Origin of the sequence: Bordetella genomosp. 2, from assembly GCF_002261345.1 — a bacterium.
Lineage (GTDB): Bacteria > Pseudomonadota > Gammaproteobacteria > Burkholderiales > Burkholderiaceae_B > Bordetella_A.
In genome coordinates this window covers 35,490-54,236 of sequence record NZ_NEVT01000006.1, presented here as the reverse complement: position 1 = coordinate 54,236, position 18,747 = coordinate 35,490, and the positions used below count along the sequence as shown (strand labels likewise).

Genomic DNA, 18,747 nt, shown 5'->3' with positions numbered 1-18,747 from the left:
CCGGGGCCTGAGCCGCGGCGGGCCAGAGGCAGGCGGCGCCTGCCCCGGGGCAACGGGCGCCGCGGCTACGCCTGCCCGTAGCCGCCGCCTCCCGGCGTTTCGACCACGAATATATCGCCGGCGCGCAGCGTCGCGCTGTCCTGCGGGCCGAGTTCCTCGATGCTGCCGTCGGCGCGCTCGATGTAGTTGCGGCCCGGCTGGCCGGCGCCGCCGCCGGCCAGGCCGAACGGCGCATACACGCGATTGTTCGAGAGGATCGCCGCCGTCATGTCTTCCAGGAACCGCACCCGCCGCACGCCGCCGTCGCCGCCGCGGTAGCGCCCCGCGCCGCCGGAGCCATGGCGGATCTCGTACGACTCCAGCCGCACCGGGAAGCGCAGCTCCAGCACTTCGGGATCGGTCAGGCGCGAATTGGTCATGTGCGCCTGGACTACCGACGCGCCGGCGAAGCCCTCATCCCGCGGGCCGGCCGCATCGATGCGCAGCGGGCCGGCGCCGGTGCCGCCGGAGATGGTTTCATAGTATTGGTAGCGCGCGTTGCCGAAGGTGAAATTGTTCATGGTTCCCTGGCTGGCGGCCAGCACCCCCAGGGCGCCGTACAGCGCGTTGACCACGCACATGGAGGTCTCGACGTTGCCCGCCACCACCGACGCGGGCGGATCGGGACGCAGCATCGAGCCTTCGGGCAGGATGATCTCCAGCGGCTTCAGGCAACCCGCATTGAGCGGGATGTCGTCGTCCACCATGGTGCGGAATACATAGAGCACCGCCGCCACGGCGACCGCGCTGGGTGCATTGAAGTTGTTGTCCAGCTGTGCCGAGGTGCCGGTGAAATCGACCACCGCGCTGCGGGCCTGGCGATCTACCCGCACCGCCACCCGGATCACCGCGCCGTTGTCCAGCGGGTACTCGTACCGCCCGTCCTTCAGCACCGAGATGACCCGGCGCACGGCTTCTTCGGCATTGTCCTGCACGTGTCCCATGTAGGCGCGCACCACGTCCAGGCCGAAGTGGTCGCACATGCGCAGCAGTTCCTGCACACCTTTTTCGTTGGCGGCGATCTGCGCGTGCAGGTCGGCGATGTTCTGGTCCGGATTGCGCGCCGGCCAGCGTCCGGAAGCGAGGATCTCGCGCGCGGCCTGGTCGCGGAATTCGCCGTCGCGCACCAGTTGGAAGTTGGTGAACAGCACCCCTTCGTCTTCCACTGTCCTGGAATCGGGCGGCATCGAGCCGGGCGTGGTGCCGCCGATATCGGCGTGGTGGCCGCGCGACCCGACATAGAACAGGATCTCGCGCCCGTCGCGGTCGAATACCGGCGTGATGACGGTGACGTCCGGCAAGTGCGTGCCGCCATGGTAGGGATCGTTGACCACGTAGGCGTCGCCCGGCCGCATGCGGCCGGCGTTGGCGTGCATGACGGTCTTGATCGACTCGCCCATGGACCCGAGGTGCACCGGCATGTGCGGCGCGTTGGCGATCAGGTTGCCCTCGGCATCGAAAATGGCGCAGGAGAAATCCAGGCGTTCCTTGATGTTGACCGAGTAGGCGGTGTTCTGCAGCCGGTAGCCCATCTGTTCGGCGATGGACATGAACAGGTTGTTGAAGACCTCCAGCATGACGGGGTCGGCCTGCGTGCCGACGGCACGGCGCTCGGGGCGCGCCTCGACCCGCTTGAGCACGATGTGGTCCAGCCGGGTCAGCTCGGCCTGCCAGCCCGCTTCCACCACCGTGGTCTGGTTGGGCTCGGAAATGATGACCGGCCCGGCCAGCACGTCGCCCGGCGCCAGGTCGGCGCGCACATACAGCGGCGTGTCGCGCCAGGCGCCCTGCCCGTACATCTGGACGATCTGGCGCGGCTGCGGCGCGCCCTCGCGCCGGCGCTCGACCGGAGTCTCGACGGCCGCCTCGCCGCCGCCGGTGGCTTCCACCGAGATCGTCTCGACCACCAGTTCGCGGCCGGGCATCAGGAAGGAATAGCGTTGGCGATAGGCGGCCTCGAAATCGCGGCGCACCTGCGCCAGGTCGCCGAACGGCACTTCCAGCGCCGTATCGGTGCCGCGATATTTCAGGTGCAGGCGGCGCTGCACCTGGATGACATCCTGCGGCACGTGCTGGCGGCGCAACTCGCCCACGGCCTGGGCGGCCAATTCGTCGAGCTCGCCCTGCAATTGCGGCATCAAGGCGTCATCCAGCACCTGTTCGACCGTCTTCTGGCGCATGTCGGTCTGGTCGGCCAGGCCCATGCCGTAGGCCGACAGCACCCCGCCCAGCGGATGCGCGAACACCGTGGTCATGCCCAGCGCGTCGGCCACCAGGCAAGCGTGCTGTCCGCCCGCCCCGCCGAATACGGTGAGGGCATACTCGGTGACGTCATGGCCGCGCTGCACCGAAATGCGCTTGATGGCCTCCGCCATGTTGCCCACGGCGATCTCGAGAAAGCCCTCGGCCAACTGCTCGGCCGTCATGGCGCGGCCGGTGGCGGCGCGGACCTCGGCGGCCATCGCCTCGAAGCGCTGCCGGACCACCTCGCGGTCCAGCGGCTGGTCGGCCCCGGGGCCGAACACGCGCGGGAAGAAATCCGGCTGGATCTTGCCCAGCAGCACATTGCAGTCGGTCACCGCCAGCGGGCCGCCGCGGCGGTAGCAGGCCGGGCCGGGGTTGGCGCCGGCCGAATCGGGCCCCACGCGCAGGCGCGCGCCGTCGAAATGCAGGATCGAGCCGCCGCCGGCCGCCACCGTGTGGATGCTCATCATGGGCGCGCGCATGCGCACCCCGGCCACCAAGGTCTCGAATTCGCGCTCGAATTCGCCGGCGTAGTGCGAGACATCGGTGGAAGTGCCGCCCATGTCGAAGCCGATCACGCGCCGGAACCCCGCCAGCTCGCTGGTGCGCACCATGCCGACGATGCCGCCGGCCGGGCCGGACAGGATGGCGTCCTTGCCGCGAAAGCGGTGCGCATCGGTCAGCCCGCCGCTGGACTGCATGAACATCAGGCGGATGCCCGGCAGTTCGGCCGCCACCTGGTCCACGTAGCGTTTCAGGATGGGCGACAGATAGGCGTCGACCACGGTAGTGTCGCCGCGCGACACGTACTTGATCAGCGGGCTGACCTCGTGCGAGGCCGAGACCTGGGTGAAGCCCAGTTCGCGGGCGATGGCCGCGGCGCGCTGCTCGTGCGCGGGCGCGTGCCAGGCATGCATGAACACCACGGCCACGGCGCGGATGCCGCTCGCGTAGGCCTGCTGCAATTGCGCGCGCAGGGCGGCTTCGTCCAGCGGGCGCACCACGCCGCCGGCGGCGTCGATGCGCTCGTCGGCTTCCACCACGGCCTCGTAGAGCATCTCGGGCAGCACCACGTTGCGGTCGAACAGGCGCGGACGGTTCTGGTAGGCAATCCGCAGGCCGTCGCGGAAACCGCGGGTCGTGACCAGCAGCGTGCGTTCGCCCTTGCGTTCCAGCAGCGCGTTGGTGGCCACGGTGGTGCCCATTTTCACGCACTCGACGCGTTCGGCCGGCACCGGCTCGCCCGGGGCCAGGCCCAGCAGCTGGCGAATGCCCGCCACGGCGGCGTCGCGGTACTGCTCGGGGTTCTCCGACAGCAGCTTGGCGGTCGCGGTGGCGCCGTCGGGGCGGCGCGCCACGATGTCGGTGAACGTGCCCCCACGGTCAATCCAGAATTGCCACTTCATAGTGTCCTCGAAAAGGGAAAGAACGGCGCGGCGCGGGCGGCGGCCGGCCGCGAGAAAGTCATAGCGAGGTGGCCGCGCGCGCCGCCTGGTCGTACAGCCCCGACAGGGCGCGCAGGGTCTTGGCCAATTGCCGCGTGAATTCGACGCCCGCGCCGGCGCCGGCCTCGAGGCCGTCGATCAGGCATTGCTCGCGAATCTCGGCATAGCGCTTGATGAAACCCGCGCCCTGCTCCGTGACGCTGTAGAACACCTCTTTGCCGCTGCGCTCGCCGGCCACGATGCCCAGCCGCTCGAGCTTTTTCAGCGAATAGTTGACGATGTGGGTGTCCTCGACATTGAGCGTGAAGCAGATGTCGGCCAGCTTCTTGCTGCGCTGGCGGTGGTACACGTGGTGCATCACCATCACGTCCGTGGCGGTGAGGTCCGGCAGGCCCGCGGCGGCCATGCAACGCACGGTCCAGCGGTCGAAGGCGTGGCCGGCGATCATCAGGCCGAATTCCACTTCCGACAGGTCGGGCGCGCGGCCGCTGGCCAGGTGCGCGGACGAGGCGATGAGATGGGCGTTCACGACGGCTCCGGGAATCGATACGGATGAAATATTAATAATTTATAAACGTTTCATCAATAAAAATTAAAAATCAGCCTCCTAGGAATTACCCGTACGCCGGACTTTCCCGGACCTTCGGGCGATCGGCGCGACTTAGAATTGCACGGTTTGTGACATTGCGACGGCGCGTCCCGTCCACCGCGCGATGCGCGGGACGCGTCCGTGACTCCAATACGCCCAGAAGGACCTCATATGAACAAGACCCTTTCCGTGCTGGCCGGCAGCTTCGCCATCGCATTCAGCGCCGGCGCCATGGCCCAGACCACCTGGGACCTGCCCAGCGCCTATCCGGCCAGCAACTTCCACGTCGAGAACCTGACCACGTTCATCAAAGAGGTCGACAGTCTGTCGGACGGCAAGCTCAAGATCACCCTGCACAACAATGCGTCGCTGTACAAGGCGCCCGAGATCAAGCGCGCCGTGCAAGGCAACCAGGCCCAGATCGGCGAGATCCTGCTGACCAACTACGCCAACGAGGATCCGGTCTACGCGCTGGACGGCCTGCCTTTCCTGGCGACCGGCTACCAGGCGTCGTACAAGCTGTACCAGGCCCAGAAGCCGTACCTCGAAAAGAAGCTGGCGTCGCAAGGCATGATGCTGCTGTACGCCGTGGCCTGGCCACCGCAGGGCATCTTCGCCAACAAGGAACTGAACAAGGTCGAGGACCTGAAGGGCCTGAAATGGCGCGCCTACAGCCCGGTCACCGCCAAGATCGCCGAGCTGGTGGGCGCGCAGCCCGTCACCGTGCAACAGGCCGAGCTGGCCCAGGCCATGGCCACCGGCGTGATCGATTCGTACATGTCGTCGGCCTCGACCGGCTACGACACCAAGACCTACGAATACATCAAGAAGTGGTACGACACCCAGGCTTGGCTGCCCAAGAACGCCGTCATCGTCAACAAGAAGGCCTTCGACGCGCTCGACCCGGCCACCCAGGACGCGCTGAAGAAGGCCGGCGCGCAGGCCGAGGAGCGCGGCTGGAAGATGTCGGAAGAAAAGAACAAGTGGTACCAGCAGGAACTGACCAAGAACGGCCTGCAGATCATCACGCCGACGCCGGAGCTGCAGTCGGGCATGACCAAGGTCGGCGAGCGCATGATCGACGAATGGCTGGAGCGCTCGGGCGACGACGGCAAGGCCATGGTCGAAGCCTACCGCAAGATGTAGGCCCGCATGCGCCGTTTCCTCGATACGCTGTATAACGCGGCCGGCCTGTTGGCCGGCCTGTGCATGATCGGCGTGCTGGTCTCCGTGCTGGCCGCCATCATCGCCCGCCAGATGGGCTGGAACATTCCCGGCACCGACGCCTACGCCGGCTATTTCATGGCCGCCGCGGGCTTCCTGGCGCTGGCCAGCACCTTCAAGCACGGCGAGCACATCCGCGTGACCCTGCTGCTGAACTCGCTGGCCGAGCGCGGCGGCCGCCGGCTCGACCTCTTCGCCCTGGCGGTGGCCACGGTGCTGGCGGCGGCCTTCGCCTGGTTCAGCATCAAGCTGGTGCACGACTCCCACCTCTACAACGACATTTCCACCGCCAACGACGCCACGCCGCTGTGGATCCCGCAGATCAGCATGGCGGTGGGCACCGTCCTGTTCCTGGTGTCCGTGGTCGACGAACTGGTGCGCCGCCTGCGCGGCCTGCCCGCCCCCTCCTCGCAGCAAACCCATGAATGAAGTCCTGGTCATCACCCTGCTGGTCGTCTCCATTTTCGCCCTGCTGGGCTGCGGCGTCTGGGTCGGCCTGACACTGGCGGGCACGGCCTGGATCGGCATGGAGATCTTCTCCAGCCGGCCGGCCGGCGACGCCATGGCCGTCACCATCTGGGGCGCCGCCTCGAGCTGGACCCTGACCGCCCTGCCGCTGTTCCTGTGGATGGGCGAGATCCTGTTCCGCACGCGGCTGTCCGAGGACCTGTTCAAGGGCCTGGCGCCCTGGCTCAACCGCCTGCCCGGGCGGCTGCTGCACACCAATGTGATCGGTTGCGCCATTTTCGCGGCGGTATCGGGATCCTCGGCGGCCACCTGCGCCACGGTGGGCAAGATGACCATCCCGGAGCTCAAGCGGCGCGGCTATCCGGAAGACAAGGTGCTGGGCACGCTGTCAGGCGCCGGCACGCTGGGCCTGCTGATCCCGCCGTCGATCATCATGATCGTCTACGGCGTGGCGGCCGATGTCTCGATCGCGCGGCTGTTCATCGCCGGCATCGTGCCGGGCATCCTGCTGGCCGGGCTGTTCATGGGCTATATCGCCTGGTGGGCGCTGCGCAATCCCGGCCAGGTCCCGGCGGCCGACCGGCACATGACGGTGATGCAGAAGCTGTACCAGTCCCGCCACCTGATCCCGGTGCTGCTGCTGATCGCCGCGGTGCTGGGCTCGATCTACGCCGGCATCGCCACCGCCACCGAGGCCGCCGCCATCGGCGTGGTCGGGGCGTTGATCCTCTCGGCGGTGCAGGGCTCGTTATCGGCCCGGACCTTCATCCAGTCGCTGATGGGCGCCACCCGCCTGTACTGCATGATCGCGCTCATCCTGGCCGGCGCCCAGTTCCTGACCCTGTCGATGGGCTATATCGGCCTGCCGCGCGCGCTGGCCGAATGGATCGGCGGCCTGGGGCTGTCGCAGTTCTGGCTGGTGATGGCGCTGATGGCCTTCTTCATCGTGCTGGGCTGCTTCCTGGACGGCATCTCGATCGTGGTGCTGACCATGGGCGTGCTGCTGCCCACGGTGCAGGCGGCCGGCATCGACCTGATCTGGTTCGGCATCTTCGTGGTGTTCGTGGTCGAAATGGCCCAGATCACGCCGCCGGTCGGATTCAACCTGTTCGTGCTGTCCGGCATGACCGGACGCGAGCTGCCCTACATCGCCCGCGCATCGCTGCCGATGTTCGTCCTGATGATCGTCGCCGTGCTGCTGCTGTACCTGGTGCCCGGCATCGCCACCTGGCTGCCCCAGCACATGCGCATGTAGAAAAGCACTCAAGAAGGCGCGCCCGCCGGCCAACGGCGGGCGCATTGTTCGCCGGGGGCGTGGCGCAGATCCGCATCCCGCCACCGGCATCACTGCCCGGCCACGAGCCGGGGGGAAAAGAAGTTGTACGGGAGGAAACACGCAATGAAGAAAACCGCTATGGCGCTGCTCGTCCTGGGCAGCCTGGCCGCCGGCAGCGCCGCGGCCGAAACCAGCGTCACGCTGTACGGCATCGCCGACATCAGCATGCGCTATCTCAGCCGCGGCAGCCAGGATGACGGCAGCCGCTTCGGGCTGGCCAACGGCGCCATCTCGAACAGCCGCTGGGGCTTGCGCGGCACCGAGGACCTGGGCGATGGCATGAAGGCCTTCTTCCGCCTGGAAAACGGCATCAACCTGCAGAACGGCACCGGTTCGGATCCGGACAAGTCGTTCAGCCGCCTGGCCTACCTGGGCCTGGACGGCGGCGCCATCGGCTCGCTGACCCTGGGCTTGCAGAACACGCCCATGTTCAACCTGCTGGCCGACCACTTCGACCCGCTGACCGTGGGCAATTATGATCAGAACGCCTGGTTGCCGGCCGCCATGTCGCGGGTGCGCACCAGCAACATGGTCACCTACGCCAACACGCTGGGCGACCTGGCGCTGGTGCTGTCCTATGCCAATGGCGAAGACTACGACGACCACAAGGTCGGTTCGCAGTACGGCGCATCGCTGCGCTACACCTTCGGCCAGTTCGCCGTGGGCGGCGCCTACCAGCATACGTATTCGGACAGCAACTCCGAAGACCGCCAGCGCGTCTGGAACCTGAACGCCTCGTACCAGTTCGAGAGCGCCAAGGTATTCCTGGGCTACTTCAACGGCCGCGACGAGACCGGCTTCGTCAACGCCGTCATGGGCGGCACGCCGGTGCCCGGGCTGGACCGCAAGGACGACGGCTATTTCGCCGGCGTGACCTGGAATGCGACCCCGCGCTGGGCGCTGACCGGCGCGGCCTACTATGACCGCAGCAAGAACGTGGTCGAATCGGGCGACAAGGGCAAGCGCTACGCGCTGGTGGGCGTGGCCGAATACGCCTTGTCCAAGCGTTCGCAGGTGTACGCCACGGTCGACTACAACAAGGTCAAGGATGCCGCCCGCGACGAGATCGCCGGCAGCGGCAGCCAGGTCGGCGCGGCCGTGGGCTTCCGCCACATTTTCTGAGCCGGACCCGGCGCCAGGAAAACGGGGCCTCGCGCCCCGTTTTTTTTGCCGGTGCTTGGGGCCCAGGTGTCAGACACCTTGTGGGTGTCTGACACCTGCCATGCATCGGGCGCGGCTTGATTTCGCTGAGGTGTCAGACACCCCATGGGGTGTCTGACACCTGACATCAGGATTCATCCCCGCTACAGCACCGCCATGCGGCTGTTGAGCAGGTCGGTGACCAGCATATGCCCGGGCGCGTGCGTGATGCAGAATGCCGGGCGCACGGCCGCCACGACCGACTGGGGGGTCACGCCGCAGGCCCAGAATACCGGCATCTCGCCGGCGCGGATTTCAACCGGGTCGCCATAGTCGGGCCGGCCGATGTCGGCAATGCCGATCTCGGCCGGGTCGCCCAGGTGCACGGGCGCGCCATGCACCGACGGGAAGCGCGAGGTCACCTGGATCGCGCGGATCGCATCGGCCGCCTTGAGCGGCCGCATGGACACCACCAGCGGGCCCTGGAACGGCCCGGCCGGCAAGGTGGGAATGGAGGTGCGGTACATGGGCACATTGCAGCCCTGCTCGATATGCCGGACCGGCAGCCCGTTTTCCAGCATCGCTTCCTCGAACGAGAACGAGCAGCCGATCAGGAAGGCGACCAGGTCGTCGCGCCACAGGTCCCGCACGTCGGTGGGCTCGTCCACCAGTTCGCCGTCGCGCCACACGCGATAGCGCGGGATGTCGCTGCGCACGTCGATGTCCCGCCCCAGGCCGGGCAAGGACGGGTCGCCCGGCTCGGACACGGCCAGCAGCGGGCATGGCTTGGGATTGCGCTGGCAGAAGCGCAGGAAATCGGCCGCCACGCCGGCCGGCAGGATGGCCAGGTTGGCCTGCACGTGGCCGGGGGCGATGTTGGCGGTGGGGCCGGCCAGGCGGCCGGCGCGCGCATCGAGGCGCGCGCGGTACGCGGCGCCGGGTTCAGGAAAGTGGGTCATGTGGCGGTCCCCGCGGCGCCGGCCGCCGGGGCCGCGCGCCGCCGATAAATGGACAGGATCAAGAACGGAGCAGGTCCTCGACGGCCATGCCGATCGCCAGGATGCGCCGGTCGGCGCCATTGGCGCCGGCGATCATCAGCCCGGCCGGCGCCGTGCCGGCGGCATGGCATGGCACCGACACGGCGCAGCCGTCCAGGAAGTTGATCAGGGTCGGATTGCGCAGGATCAGCCCGTTGGCGGCGTAGTAGGCCTCGTCGCTCGCGCTGACCTCGGCGATGGTGGGCGCCGCCACGGGCACCGTGGGCAGCGCCAGCGCGTCGTAGCCGGCGATGCGGTGTTCCACCGCCGCCACCCAGGCCTCGCGCGCGTCGAGCAGGTCGAGGTAGTCGGCCGCCGACATGTCCTGTCCGCGCCGGATGCGCGACACCACGCGCGGGTCATAGCGGTCGGCGGCGCGCGCGATCAGGTCGCGGTGCCAGGCCCAGGCCTCGGCGGCGGTGAAACCGCCCTTCGCATTGATGGCGGCCAACTGGGCGAACTCGGGCACCTCGATCTCGTCGACCAGCGCGCCAGCGGCCGACAGGCGCGCGATGGCGGCGTCGAACGCCGCCGCCACATGCTTGTCCATGCCGTCCAGCGCCAGGGTGGTCGGCACGGCCAGGCGCAGCCCGCGCAGCGCGGCGGGCTGCCACGGCTCGACCGCGTCGCCGGCCAGGATGGCGTCCAGGGTGGCGCAGCAGCGTACCGTGGGCGCCAGCGGACCGATCGAATCGAGGCTGGTCGACAGCGGCAGCACGCCGGCCATGGGCACGCGCCAGGCGCTCGGCTTGAAGCCGGCCAGGCCGCACAGCGCCGCCGGGATGCGCACCGAGCCGCCCGTGTCCGAGCCGATGGCGCCGACGGCCATGCCGTCGGTGACCGACACCGCCGCGCCCGACGACGAGCCGCCCGGAATACGGCCGGCGGCGCGGTCCCACGGATTGCGCGGCGTGCCATAGTGCGGGTTGACGCCCAGCCCCGAATAGGCGAACTCGACCATGTTGGTGCGGCCGACGATGACGGCGCCGGCCGCCAGCAGGCGCTGCACCACCACGGCATGTTCGTCCGCCGCGGGCTCGCCCTGGCGCGCCACGGAGCCGGCCAGGGTGGTCTCGCCCGCCACGTCGAACAGGTCCTTGATGGAAATGGGCAGGCCGTCGATGGGCGAGCGCGCCAGCCCGGCGGCGCGCAGCGTATCGGCGGCGCGCGCGGCCGCGCGCGCTTGCTCGGCATACACGCGCGTGAACACGCGCGCGCCCTCGCCGGCCGGATCGGCGGCGCGCGCCAGCGCGGCTTCGGTCAATTCGATAGAGCTGGTACGCCCCTCCCGCAGGGAGGCGGCAGTGTCGTTAAGGGTGGCAAGCATAGGATCCTCGCGCCGCGGCGGCGGCAGGTATGGCGGTGAATCGGGCCGGGCCGGGCGGCGCTCAGGCCACCTCGGGTAGCACCTCGACATCATAGCGGTGGCGCAGGACGCGCTGGCGGCGCGGATCCTCCAGCTCCATGATGAAGGTGGCGGACGGCCGGATGCCACCAATGGCTGCCACGGTGCCGCAGGTCATGCCGGTGCCTTCGGGCAGCGGCGCGCCCTGCGTATAGCCGGCGATCAGCTCGGCCGGCGTGCGCAGCGACGCCAGCGTGCCTTCCTGGTACAGCACCTCGGCGCCATCCTCGACGATGTAGGAACGGATCACCAGCTCGTCCCAGTAGTCGGCCACGTCGGCCAGCCGCCAGGCGGCGGTGCCCACCGGCTTGGCGCACACCTGCTTGGACAGCGCCACGCTGTGCGCCTCCAGCTTGCGGTCGGTATGGTCCGAGGCAATGCTCACATACAGTTCGTCGGCGGCGCGGAAGACGAAGGTCTCGACCTCGCCCGACGAGGCCTCGCCCACCGCCTGGATGCGCGCGGCCTGCGTCAGCTGGTTGTCGGCGATGCGGTAGAACAGCGGCACGCTGCTGGGACGGGGCACGCCGATCGCCGCCAGCTCTTCGATGTGGTGCTCGATGGCGGCGCGGTCGCGGCCAGCCCAGCCGGCCACGACCAGGTTGCGGATATCGGCCTCGACAGTGCGCGCGGCGCCGTCGGATTCGATCTGGAATACAGCTTTCATGATGGTTCCTGCGTAAGACTCGACAAAATAAATACGCGCCGCTTCAGCCGAATACCCGCGGCAGCCACAGCGCCAGGTCCGGGAAGACCGCCAGCAGCGCCAGCATGACGAACATGGCCAGCACGAACGGCAGGCTGCCGACGATGACGGCGCCCATGTTGCCGCTCTTGCGCAGGCTCTGCACGACGAACAGGTTCAGCCCCACCGGCGGGGTGATCAGCGCGGCCTCGACCAGCACGATGATGACGATGCCCAGCCAGATCGGGTCGTAGCCGAGCGCGATCATGATGGGCGCCACGATCGGGATCGTGGTGATCATCATCGAGAGGGTTTCCATGAAGCAGCCCAGCACCAGGTAGAACAGCACCACGATCAGCAGCATCCAGCCCGGCGACAGGCCCAGCCCGGTGATCGACTGGGTCAGCGCATCCGTCAGCCCGGTGGCGGACATGACGAAATTCAGGAAGCTGGCGGCGATCACGATCAGCATGATCATGGCGGTCGAGCGCATGGTGCCTTCGATGGACTCGCGCAGCATGGTCCAGGTCAGGCGGCCGAAGCAGGCCGCCAGCACCAGCGCGCCCAGCACGCCCAGCGCCGCCGCCTCGGTGGGCGTGGCTAGGCCGGCGTAGATGGAGCCCACCACCAGGAAGAAGATGCCCAGCGGCGGCGCCAGGTGCACCAGGCTGGCCAGGCGCTGCGCCCAGGTCGCGTGGACTTTCTGGCCGCCCCATTGCGGCTTGACGATGCAGGCCAGCGCTACGGTGAGGATGAACAGGCCGGCCAGCCCGAAACCCGGCAGGATGCCCGCCAAGTACAGCTTGGGCACCGACGAATTGGTCAGCACGCCGTAGATCACCAGGTTGATCGACGGCGGGATCAGGATGCCCAGGGTGCCGCCGGCGGCCAGGCTGCCGAGGAACAGCGGTTCGTTGTAGCCGTACTTGCGGATCTGCGGGATAGCCACCGTGCCGACCGTGGCGGCCGTCGCCACGCTGGACCCGGAAGTGGCCGAGAACAGCGTCGAGGCGCCGATGTTGGCATGCATCAGGCCGCCCGGCAGCCAGGACAGCCACAGGCTCATGGCGCTGTACATGCGCTCGGCGAAGCCGGACCGCAGCAGCACTTCGCCGAGCATGATGAACAGCGGAATGGCGACCAGCAGGAATTCGTTGTTGGCGCTCCAGGACATCTCGCCGATGGCCCGCGTGAGCGGCAGCATGGAATACAGCGGGTCGAGGATCAGCCCCAGCACGCCGAGGGCCGCGCCCACCGGAATGGACAGGCCGATCAGCACCAGCAGGAGAATCAGGGCGGTGGCGATCATGCGGCGCCTCCCTTGACCATGCGCTCGCCGGCGGCGGCCTCTTCCTCGGCCTCTTCCTGCGCCGAGCGCACGCCGCAGATGGCCTTGACCAGCTGCAGGTCGCCCGTGACCAGCGCGAGCGAGGCGCGCACCAGCATCAGGGCCACCGTGATGCACATCCACGCCAGCCCCAGCAGCCACAGGCCCTGGGGTATCCACAGCGGCGTGGCCAGCGGCGTATTGGCCGCCGAGTTGCCGGCCCACGAGGTTTGCACCATCTCCATGGCGTAGTAGGTCAGGTACACCATGAAGATGCCGAGCGCGACCAGCGAGAGCCAGTCCAGCACGGCGGACAGGCGCACCGGCAGATACTGGTACAGCACATCGACGCGCACATTGGCGCGCTGCAGGGTGGCGAATGCCAGCGCCCACGAAGTGCTGATCGCGAAAGCGTAGCTGGACAGCTCATCGGCGCCGCCGGTGGTGAAGCCGAGGAACTTGCGCGCCAGCACGTCGAATGAAATCAGCAGCACGCTGGCCAGGGTGAGCGCGCCGCCCACCCAGACCGCCACGCGCGAGCAGGATTCCGCGCGGCGCAGCAGCATGCCCAGCGTATGGAAGTGTTCGGGTTTAGTCATGCGTATTCGCCTCCGCGGCGCGCCGCCACACACCGGGCGCCGTGCCCGATGCGCCGCGCGGCGCGCGCTTGCAGTCGATGGCCGGTCACTTCTTCGCGACCAGGCCGATCTCTTTGCCGATCGTCGCGTTGAAGTCCTCTACGCACTTGGCCGAGCAGCGCGCCGCCCACTTCGGCAGCACGGCGTCGTTGAGCACCTGCTTCAGCAACTGGCGATCGGCGTCGCTAGGCTGCACCAGCACCATCTTGCCCTTGGCCGGGTACGGGCAGGCGGCCGCGCCAGTATTGCAGTCATAGCCCTCCTGGGTCTGGCGCGCGGCCGCATCCCAGATGTCGTCGACCAGCTTGTCGACATTGGCCTGCAGGAACTCCCTCACCTTGGGATCGAGCTTGTCCCAGGCCTTCTGGTTGACCGCGTGAATCTGCTGGTTCCAGTTGATGGGCAAGGCGTACAAGTGCGTCGACACTTCATACCACTTGGCCGAGTAGCCCGACAGCGAGCCGGTGATGGCGCAATCCACCACCTTGTTCTGCAGCGCCGGCACCACTTCGCCGAACGCCATGGTGACGCTGGAACCGCCCAGGGCCTCGACGAATTCGGCGGTGGTGCGGCTGCTGGTGCGCACCTTCTTGCCCTTGATGTCGGCCAGGCTCTTGATTTCGGCGTTGCAGAACAGCACCTGGGCCGGATAAGTCGAAATACCCAGCAACTTGACGTTGGCGCCCTCGCCGTACAGCTTGGCGTACACCGGCCGGAACGCCTCGGTCACGGCGCGCGCCGTCTTCACGTCGGGCGCCAGGCCGGCCAGGTCGATGGCCTCATTGATGGGGTTGTCGGTCGCGAAGTACGACAGCGTGGCGGTGCCGAACTCGATCACGCCCTGCGACATCAGGCGCAGCAGCTCGGGCCCCTTCAGGCCCATTTCGTTGAAGCCCTTGATGTCCGCCGTGACCTGGCCCTTGGACAGCTCGGGAATGGTCTTGGTCCAGAAGGGTCTTTCGTAATCGGTGTAGGCGGTCAAGTTGCTGAGCCCGCCCACCACCTTGAGATGGGTCTTGGGCAGGTCCTGGGCATGCGCGGCGCCGGCCAGCAGCATCGCGGCGGCGTAGATCAACGGCTTCTTCATGGGGCTTTCTCCTTGCAGGCGGGATTCGACCGCGCGCCGGGCCCCGTTGCCCGGTGGCGCGCTGCGATGGGCTGGCGGGCCGCGCTGCGGCCCGACCTCCTGCCGCGCATTCCACCGGGCGGGTCGGTTCCTGTCCAATCGTAAGTGTGGATGCCGGGGTATAAATATTTTTTAGGTCTCACCGCGCCGCTGCCCCGCGGCGGCCGCCGAGCCAGCAATGACGCGGGCTCGCGGGCAGGCGCCGGGCCCGCGGCGGGAGCGCCGCGGGCGGCCCCGCGCGCATGCCGGCGGGCGACGTATCAGGGAAAATCCTAGGGCCGATTCGCCCGTCGATGGCTCAGGCCAGCAGCGCCAGGCGCGCGTCCGCCGCGCGCGGCGGCTCCGTTCCGGCGGCTCCGAATGCCGCCAGCAGTCCGCGCGCCTTGTCGCGGGCCTGCGCCAGCGTGGCCACGGCCGCGAAGGGCAGGCCGAAGGCGCGCGGATCGGGCACGATGGAGACGAAGCCCGCGCAGCGCTGCCGCAATCGCGCCAGGTTCACCGCCTGCCAGGCCGCCATGTCGCGCCGCTCCAGCGGCGCCAGGTCCACACTCAGGTCAGTGCCGATCAACACGAACGGCTCGGGGCTGGCCGCCAGCATGTCCATCTCGCGCGTCCAGAGTTGCATCGTCCCCGCGGATGCGCGGGGACGGCGCGTCAGCACCACGGGAAAGTGCGTCAGGTCATGCAGCGCAAACGCATCGGGATTCATTCGAACACTCCTTTGGCGGCGGGCGGCCGGCCGCTGCATGCCGCGCAGCAGCCATACAGGCCCAGGTTGTAGCTTTCCAGCGTGAACCCGTGGCGCCGCGCCACGCGCTCGGCCTGTTGCGCGATGGCGGGATCGGACGATTCCGCCACCTGGCCGCACCGCGTGCAGACCAGGTGGTCGTGGCGCGCCTTGCTGCCCAGCTCGAACAGGCCGCCGTGCGGCTCGACCTGGATGCGGCTGAGCACGCCGGCCCCGGTCAACTGGCCGAGCACCCGGTACACGGTGGCCAGCCCGATCTCGACGCGCTGCTCCATCAGCAGCCGGTACACGTCAGTGGCGCTCAAATGGCGGTCGGGGTGGCTGTCGAACACCTCGAGCACTTTCAGGCGCGGCAAGGTGGTCTTCATGCCGGCCTGGCGCAGATTCCTGTCGGTCATTGCCCTGCTCCCATCACGGCTATTGCCGGAACCCAATGATGAGAATGATGTACATTTGCATTGAGAGCGACTAACGGAATCCCGTCAACCTATGCCTCAAATCCGCCAACCTCTGCTCACGCAGGGTCCGCAGGCCGTGGACCCGACCCACCTGCTCACGCCGTTCCGTGTCGAAGGGCCGCGCCAGAATCGCGGCATCAGCGTCCCGCCGCACCGGCATCCGCAGGGCATGCTGCTGATGGTGCAGGAAGGCCTGAGCGTGGTGCAGAGCGACGGGGCGGTCCTGACCATGACGCCCGGGCGCGTCGGCTGGATCCCGCCCGGCGTGCTGCACGAGGCCAACTGGTTCGGCCACGCGCGCGGCCTGTTCGTGTACGTGCGGGCAGACGGCTGCGAGCGGCTGCCCGCCCAGTCGCGCGTCTGGCCGTCGAATCCGCTGATCGAGGCGCTGCTGCACCGGCTGGCCGGCGCGCCGGCGGACGGACTGCAGCGCCGCCATACCCTGCGGCTGTTCGATCTGCTGATCACCGAATTGCAGTTGTGCGACGAAGTGCGGTTGTCCTTGCCGATGCCGCGCGACCGCCGGCTGCGCGAGCTGGCCGCGTCGCTGCTGGACCAGCCCGAGGACGGCCGCGGCATCGAGGCCTGGGCGCGGCGGCTGAATATGTCTTCGCGCACGCTGATGCGGCGTTTTCGCGGCGAAACCGGCGTCACGCTCGGGCAATGGCGGCAGCAGGCCCGCCTGTTGCGCGCGCAGGAAATGCTGGCCGTCGGCAAGCCGGTCACCGAAGTCGCGCTGGCGGTGGGATACGAAAGCACCAGCGCCTTCATCGGCAGCTTCCGTGCCGCTTTCGGCGTGACCCCCAGCCAGTATTTCGGCCGCCACTGAGGGCCGGCGGCGCGCGCCTACGCCATGGACAAGGGCCCCAGCTTGCCGGCGGCCGCCTGCTGCGCCAGCAAGGCAATGGTGCGCGGCGCATGGCTGTCCGGCCCCTGCACCCAGGTGGCCGTGAACGCCAGGTCGGGCAGCGGATCAGCCTGCACGTCCAGCAGGCGCAGTTCGCCGCTGGCCAGTTCCTTGTCGAGGAATACCGGCGCGATCACGCTGGTGCCGATGCAATCCAGCGTCATGCGCGCCACCATCGACAAGGAAGCGCTGCCGTACATGCGCGGCGCCCGCACGCCGGCGCGCGTGAGCATGTCGCGCACGAGCTGGTAGGGACTGCTGCTGGAAGGATAGGTGATCACCGGCAGCGTGCCGATGCGCTCGAGCGTCACCGGCTCGGGGCCGAGCGCCAGCCGGGGGCTGGCGACCCAGGCCAGCGGATAGGCGCACAGCGGCAGGTTTTCGACGCGCGCCTCGAGCACCGGCCCCATCAGGAAGGCCAGGTCGATCTGCCGCGACAGCAGGTGGCTGCGCAGCACCGGCGTGGTGTCCACTTCGATCTGCAGCACCAGCGCCGGATAGGCCGCGTGCATGTGCTCGATCAGGGCCGGCAGCCAGGTCTGCACGATGGTCTCGGCCACGCCCAGGCGCAACGGACCGCGCATCACGTTCTGCTCGCGCGCGGCCTGCAGCATGTCGCGCCGCAATTGCAGCATGCGCTCTGCGTGCGACAGCAGCTCCTGCCCCTTGGCCGTCAGGGTGACGCCGCGCGCGTCGCGCTCGAACAGGCGCACGCCCAGGTCGCGCTCCAGCGAGGCGATGCGCTGCGAGACGGCCGGCTGCGTGGTGTTGAGTTTCTCGGAGGCGGCGCGGAAACTGCCCAGCGTCGACACCCAGAAGAAGGTTTCAATATTTCGTAGATCGATCATGGCCCGCGTCCGTATGGCGAGGATGAGCGTATCATGTGCCGTTTCGCCAGGCCGAGGCCCCCGCCCGCCTGGCGTTCGACCGTCTGCCTGAAGGAGATCCCCATGCACCGGGCCGCCGCCGGCGCCGCGCCGGCAGCCACGCCGCCCCACCCCGCGCGTCCGCCCGCGACGCGGCCATTGGTGGGCATCGTCCTGTTGATTCTCTCGGCCTGGACGCTGTCATGCCTGGACGCCAGCGGCAAATGGGTCATGGCCGCCGGCGTGCCGCTGCTGATCCTCTGCTGGGTGCGATACCTGGTGCACCTGCTGCTGGTGCTGGCGCTGGTGCTGCCGGGCCGGGGCGTGGGCATCCTGCGTAGCCGCCACCCGCGCGAGCAGTTGCTGCGCGGCGGCTCGATGCTGGTGGCCACCCTGGCCTTCTTCACCACCCTGAGCTACATGCCGCAGGCCGAGGCCACCGCCATCAACTTCCTGGCCCCGCTGATCGTGCTGGCGCTGGCTCCCTGGGTCCTGAAAGAGCCGCCGCGCGCTTCGCGCTGGGTGGCGGCGGGGGTGGCCTTCATCGGCGTGCTCATCATCATCCGGCCCGGCGGCGGCCTGCATCCGCTGGGCGTGCTGTTCGGCCTGCTGACCGCCTGCTGTTTCGCCGCGCAGTTCATCGCCACCCGCCGCGTGGCGGGCGACGATCCCTACACGTCGCTGATCTGGAGCGGCGCGGTCGGCGCGGTCTGCCTGACGCTGGCCCTGCCGTTCACGCTGCCGCCCGCCCTGCCGGCGCTGCGCGAGCTCGACGCCGGCAACTGGCTGCTGTTGCTGTCGACCGGCCTGTCCGGGGCGCTCGGCCACCTGATGCAGATCGGCGCCTACCGCAACGCCGCCGCGTCCACGCTGGCGCCGTTCGTGTATCTGCAAATCGTCAGCGCCACCGCCATCGGCTGGCTGGCGTGGGGGCATTTCCCCGATGCCCTGACCTGGCTGGGCATCGCCATCATTTGCGGCAGCGGCATCGTCATCGGCCTGATCGAATGGCGCCGCAGCCGCGTCTTCCAGCCGGCTGCCGAGGCCTAGGGCCGCGGAGCCGGT

The 18,747-nt window shown here is 68.6% G+C and carries 17 protein-coding genes; 6 read left to right on the top strand and 11 right to left on the bottom strand.

Going from position 1 to position 18,747, the window contains the following annotated elements; translation table 11 throughout:
- Positions 1–65: 65 nt before the first annotated feature.
- Together CAL24_RS10505 and CAL24_RS10500 are read right to left on the bottom strand one after the other, a co-directional pair.
- A complete protein-coding gene (locus CAL24_RS10505; protein WP_094806657.1) occupies positions 66–3,689 on the bottom strand; it encodes a hydantoinase B/oxoprolinase family protein in 3,624 nt (1,207 codons plus the stop codon).
- A gap of 58 nt (positions 3,690–3,747) precedes the next feature.
- Positions 3,748–4,257, bottom strand: a complete 510-nt coding sequence (locus CAL24_RS10500) for a winged helix DNA-binding protein (RefSeq protein WP_028356258.1) — start codon at positions 4,255–4,257, stop codon at positions 3,748–3,750.
- Between the two features lie 231 nt (positions 4,258–4,488).
- Between CAL24_RS10500 and CAL24_RS10495 the strand changes: the two genes are divergently transcribed.
- The 4 genes from CAL24_RS10495 (at position 4,489) to CAL24_RS10480 (ending at position 8,467) form a co-directional block, all read left to right on the top strand.
- Complete coding sequence (locus CAL24_RS10495) at positions 4,489–5,463, top strand: TRAP transporter substrate-binding protein (protein WP_094806655.1); 975 nt, start codon at positions 4,489–4,491, stop codon at positions 5,461–5,463.
- 6 nt (positions 5,464–5,469) lie between these two features.
- The gene (locus tag CAL24_RS10490; RefSeq protein ID WP_094806654.1) at positions 5,470–5,970 is read left to right on the top strand and encodes a TRAP transporter small permease; all 501 of its coding nucleotides are present in this window, start codon (positions 5,470–5,472) and stop codon (positions 5,968–5,970) included.
- Positions 5,963–7,264, top strand: a complete 1,302-nt coding sequence (locus tag CAL24_RS10485) for a TRAP transporter large permease (RefSeq protein ID WP_094806653.1) — start codon at positions 5,963–5,965, stop codon at positions 7,262–7,264. Before CAL24_RS10490 ends, CAL24_RS10485 begins: the two co-directional genes overlap by 8 nt.
- Before the next feature lie 144 nt (positions 7,265–7,408).
- Positions 7,409–8,467 (top strand): porin, encoded by a 1,059-nt coding sequence (locus CAL24_RS10480; RefSeq protein WP_094806652.1) that lies wholly within the window; start codon positions 7,409–7,411, stop codon positions 8,465–8,467.
- Between the two features lie 182 nt (positions 8,468–8,649).
- Here the strand turns inward: CAL24_RS10480 and CAL24_RS10475 are convergent, their stop codons facing one another.
- The 8 genes from CAL24_RS10475 to CAL24_RS10440 form a co-directional block, all read right to left on the bottom strand.
- On the bottom strand, positions 8,650–9,444 hold the full coding sequence (locus CAL24_RS10475; protein ID WP_028356263.1) for a putative hydro-lyase: 795 nt from the start codon (positions 9,442–9,444) through the stop codon (positions 8,650–8,652).
- Positions 9,445–9,502: 58 nt separating this feature from the next.
- Positions 9,503–10,849: an amidase gene (locus tag CAL24_RS10470; RefSeq protein ID WP_028356264.1), complete on the bottom strand. Its 1,347-nt coding sequence runs from the start codon at positions 10,847–10,849 to the stop codon at positions 9,503–9,505.
- Between the two features lie 61 nt (positions 10,850–10,910).
- Positions 10,911–11,594 carry a DUF2848 domain-containing protein gene (locus CAL24_RS10465; protein WP_028356265.1) on the bottom strand — a complete coding sequence of 228 codons (684 nt, stop codon included), beginning with the start codon at positions 11,592–11,594 and terminating at the stop codon, positions 10,911–10,913.
- Between the two features lie 43 nt (positions 11,595–11,637).
- Positions 11,638–12,921: a TRAP transporter large permease gene (locus CAL24_RS10460; RefSeq protein ID WP_028356266.1), complete on the bottom strand. Its 1,284-nt coding sequence runs from the start codon at positions 12,919–12,921 to the stop codon at positions 11,638–11,640.
- Positions 12,918–13,538 (bottom strand): TRAP transporter small permease subunit, encoded by a 621-nt coding sequence (locus tag CAL24_RS10455; protein ID WP_028356267.1) that lies wholly within the window; start codon positions 13,536–13,538, stop codon positions 12,918–12,920. The genes CAL24_RS10460 and CAL24_RS10455 overlap by 4 nt, the downstream gene beginning before the upstream one ends.
- A gap of 85 nt (positions 13,539–13,623) precedes the next feature.
- Positions 13,624–14,664, bottom strand: coding sequence for a TRAP transporter substrate-binding protein (locus CAL24_RS10450; protein ID WP_028356268.1), 1,041 nt, complete (start codon positions 14,662–14,664; stop codon positions 13,624–13,626).
- A 337-nt stretch (positions 14,665–15,001) separates the two neighbouring features.
- Positions 15,002–15,412 carry a hypothetical protein gene (locus CAL24_RS10445; protein ID WP_051439589.1) on the bottom strand — a complete coding sequence of 137 codons (411 nt, stop codon included), beginning with the start codon at positions 15,410–15,412 and terminating at the stop codon, positions 15,002–15,004.
- A complete protein-coding gene (locus CAL24_RS10440; protein WP_094806651.1) occupies positions 15,409–15,849 on the bottom strand; it encodes a transcriptional repressor in 441 nt (146 codons plus the stop codon). Before CAL24_RS10440 ends, CAL24_RS10445 begins: the two co-directional genes overlap by 4 nt.
- Before the next feature lie 91 nt (positions 15,850–15,940).
- Here CAL24_RS10440 and CAL24_RS10435 point away from each other — a divergent pair, with 91 nt between their 5' ends.
- Positions 15,941–16,738, top strand: coding sequence for an AraC family transcriptional regulator (locus CAL24_RS10435; protein WP_081760496.1), 798 nt, complete (start codon positions 15,941–15,943; stop codon positions 16,736–16,738).
- 17 nt (positions 16,739–16,755) lie between these two features.
- On the opposite strand, the gene CAL24_RS10430 is transcribed toward CAL24_RS10435, so the two are convergent.
- Positions 16,756–17,664 carry a LysR family transcriptional regulator gene (locus tag CAL24_RS10430; RefSeq protein ID WP_094806650.1) on the bottom strand — a complete coding sequence of 303 codons (909 nt, stop codon included), beginning with the start codon at positions 17,662–17,664 and terminating at the stop codon, positions 16,756–16,758.
- 102 nt (positions 17,665–17,766) lie between these two features.
- On the opposite strand from CAL24_RS10430, the gene CAL24_RS10425 reads away from it, so the two are divergent.
- Positions 17,767–18,732, top strand: coding sequence for a DMT family transporter (locus CAL24_RS10425; RefSeq protein ID WP_028356272.1), 966 nt, complete (start codon positions 17,767–17,769; stop codon positions 18,730–18,732).
- The last annotated feature ends 15 nt before the right edge of the window (positions 18,733–18,747 follow it).

Excerpts from the sequence above, each read along its gene's own strand:
- CAL24_RS10435 (WP_081760496.1), top strand. The coding sequence starts at position 15,941 with ATGCCTCAAATCCGCCAACCTCTGCTCACGCAGGGTCCGCAGGCCGTG.
- CAL24_RS10495 (WP_094806655.1), top strand. The coding sequence starts at position 4,489 with ATGAACAAGACCCTTTCCGTGCTGGCCGGCAGCTTCGCCATCGCATTC.
- CAL24_RS10470 (WP_028356264.1), bottom strand. The coding sequence starts at position 10,849 with ATGCTTGCCACCCTTAACGACACTGCCGCCTCCCTGCGGGAGGGGCGT.
- CAL24_RS10455 (WP_028356267.1), bottom strand. The coding sequence starts at position 13,538 with ATGACTAAACCCGAACACTTCCATACGCTGGGCATGCTGCTGCGCCGC.
- CAL24_RS10460 (WP_028356266.1), bottom strand. The coding sequence starts at position 12,921 with ATGATCGCCACCGCCCTGATTCTCCTGCTGGTGCTGATCGGCCTGTCC.
- CAL24_RS10450 (WP_028356268.1), bottom strand. The coding sequence starts at position 14,664 with ATGAAGAAGCCGTTGATCTACGCCGCCGCGATGCTGCTGGCCGGCGCC.
- CAL24_RS10480 (WP_094806652.1), top strand. The coding sequence starts at position 7,409 with ATGAAGAAAACCGCTATGGCGCTGCTCGTCCTGGGCAGCCTGGCCGCC.
- CAL24_RS10490 (WP_094806654.1), top strand. The coding sequence starts at position 5,470 with ATGCGCCGTTTCCTCGATACGCTGTATAACGCGGCCGGCCTGTTGGCC.
- CAL24_RS10440 (WP_094806651.1), bottom strand. The coding sequence starts at position 15,849 with ATGACCGACAGGAATCTGCGCCAGGCCGGCATGAAGACCACCTTGCCG.
- CAL24_RS10430 (WP_094806650.1), bottom strand. The coding sequence starts at position 17,664 with ATGATCGATCTACGAAATATTGAAACCTTCTTCTGGGTGTCGACGCTG.
- CAL24_RS10505 (WP_094806657.1), bottom strand. The coding sequence starts at position 3,689 with ATGAAGTGGCAATTCTGGATTGACCGTGGGGGCACGTTCACCGACATC.
- CAL24_RS10465 (WP_028356265.1), bottom strand. The coding sequence starts at position 11,594 with ATGAAAGCTGTATTCCAGATCGAATCCGACGGCGCCGCGCGCACTGTC.
- CAL24_RS10425 (WP_028356272.1), top strand. The coding sequence starts at position 17,767 with ATGCACCGGGCCGCCGCCGGCGCCGCGCCGGCAGCCACGCCGCCCCAC.
- CAL24_RS10485 (WP_094806653.1), top strand. The coding sequence starts at position 5,963 with ATGAATGAAGTCCTGGTCATCACCCTGCTGGTCGTCTCCATTTTCGCC.
- CAL24_RS10475 (WP_028356263.1), bottom strand. The coding sequence starts at position 9,444 with ATGACCCACTTTCCTGAACCCGGCGCCGCGTACCGCGCGCGCCTCGAT.
- CAL24_RS10445 (WP_051439589.1), bottom strand. The coding sequence starts at position 15,412 with ATGAATCCCGATGCGTTTGCGCTGCATGACCTGACGCACTTTCCCGTG.